General features: G+C 59.2%; 2 protein-coding genes. Both read right to left on the reverse strand.

Annotated elements, in window-relative coordinates; translation table 11 throughout:
- Positions 1-449: 449 nt before the first annotated feature.
- Complete coding sequence (gene frhB, locus ACI94_RS05095) at positions 450-1337, reverse strand: coenzyme F420 hydrogenase subunit beta (RefSeq protein WP_150468674.1); 888 nt, start codon at positions 1335-1337, stop codon at positions 450-452.
- 10 nt (positions 1338-1347) lie between these two features.
- Positions 1348-2091, reverse strand: a 744-nt coding sequence (gene frhG, locus ACI94_RS05100) for a coenzyme F420 hydrogenase subunit gamma (protein WP_286681172.1), incomplete at its 5' end; no start/stop codon positions are given.

A 2091-nucleotide genomic window follows, 5' to 3' on the forward strand; every position in this document is an offset into this window, starting at 1 on the left:
GGGAGCATCCCCCCTCCCCTGAAACCCCACCCCAAAGCGCGATACCCCAGTGGTCCAGTGTACTGGACTTTATCCTCGTTTGCGCTGTTTTCGTCTGCAATTTCGTGCATCGGTTACATGGAAACGAGGTAAAATCATTCCACTGCAGAAGACTCATTCTGTTAGGGATGGTGCCGCACTTCACGCAGCCCTCCACAAAATCCACGGACGTGGCTTACACCATTTCGGCTGTTTTTGTTGTAACTTCATCAAATGAGACTGATACCCCGGTTCTCTAACCGGTCACCCGCGAAACCGTTTTTGGGTTCTCAAGATCCGCCTGCACCCTTTTTGGGCTATTTAACTTGGCACGGCCGATCTGCAGAGCCAGAACTATCCCGGGGATGTCTCTTTACAGGGGTTAAATACAGGGATTAGAATCCGGCCGGGCTCGATCGAAAAAAAGGTGTTTAGGGGGACTCGTAGGGGTTCCGGAGACCCTTCGGGGTTCCGTCCGCCCTGATTCCCACGGTCTTGCGCTCGTCGACGTGCTTCTGGTTCTTCGTGATCTTCTCGGTCGCGAGCTTCTTGACGAGGTCGAGGCCGGGCTTGACCTGGTCGATGGGCTTCGTCTCGAAGAGACCTGCGGCCAGGGCGCCTTCCCAGACTTCGTTACCCTTCAGGCTCCGGACAAAGACCGTGCTCCAGCCGTCGGGGCTGCCGACGGACCCGCTCGAGATGTCGGCGAGGTTCGCGACGTAGTCCAGGCAGACGTGGCAGCCGGGCTGCACGTACTTGTGGATCAGTTTCAGGGGCATCTGGCTGACTGCACCGCGCTCGGTGTAGACCGTGAACTTGCCCTTGCCGATGTCCATCTTCTTGACGGACTCCATCTTCTGGTTGCAGTGGTCCTCGACGATCGCCTCGAGCGCCTGGTAGGAGAGGTTCTCCATGCAGAAGATACCGAGCGCGAGGGCGATCTTGTCGTCGACGTCGCGCAGGCCGATCGGGTAGACCTGCGCCTTGCGGGTCGCCTGGATCTGGCAGGGCGTACCGACGATACCGACGCGGTCGAAACCATAGCTCCGGGTTACCTCCTTGATCAGGTAGAGGTTCGGGCTGATGGTGTAGCGCGTTCCGGCAGCGGCGAGAAGTTCGGCCTTAGTGGTCGCGACCATGGGCTCCGGCCTCCAGGGCTCATCGCTCGGCCCTGCGACGATGGCACCATCGATGATACCCTCTTCGAGCGCGTACGCGAAGAGTGTCGTGATGATACCGCCGTCCTGGGACTTCTTTAAGATGTCCTTGTCGGTCGAGCGTGCCGAGATTACGGACTTGTAGTTGCCGAGTACATCCATCTTTCTCACCTCACTGCATGGCTCCCTTGATGGCATTGATGATGCCCTCGTAGTTGTTCATGACGTCGAAGTTGAACCAGCTCCTGGGGCACTGCGAGTAGCAGGCGCCGCACTTGATGCACTGGTCGCGGTTGACGTTCGGCTTGCCGTACTCCATGGTGATGGCACGGACCGGGCAGGTGCCGGCACAGGTCCCGCATCCCATGCAGAGACCCTGGTTGATGACATCGTACATCAGGTCGCAGCCGCAGGCCTCGTTGCCGCGCTTTGCCAGCTGCATCAGCGGCGTCAGGTAGGCGGTCGCGAGGGCCTTCTGCTCCTCGTTGCCCTTCAGCAGCAGGTAGGCCATGACGGCGATGTTCCTGACCATCTGGGGGCACGGGGGACAGGACGGGAGATAGAGGTCGACGTCGACGATCTCGCTGATCGGCACGAACGCCTCGTGGCCGGGCTGGTTCCACTGACCGCCACGGCAGAACCGGGTGATGTTCCCGTAGGCCGCGCAGGCGCCGTAGGCGACCAGCACCTTCGACTTTTCTCTTGCTTCCTTCAGTTCCTCTATCGAGAGTTCGTCGTTCAGACAGCACGACCCCTCAACCAGGCATACGTCCATCTCGGGGACGTGGCGGGTGTCGACCAGGGTCAGCGCATAGACTAAGTCTGCGTAGTCATCGAGCAGCTTGAAGAGACCCTCGTAGTTATCTGCAATCGTTACGAGGCATCCCGTACATCCGCTCAGGTGTAATTCACCTAT

The organism is Methanoculleus sp. DTU007, from assembly GCF_001512385.1.
In the GTDB taxonomy this organism is placed as follows: Archaea; Halobacteriota; Methanomicrobia; order Methanomicrobiales; family Methanoculleaceae; genus Methanoculleus; species Methanoculleus thermophilus.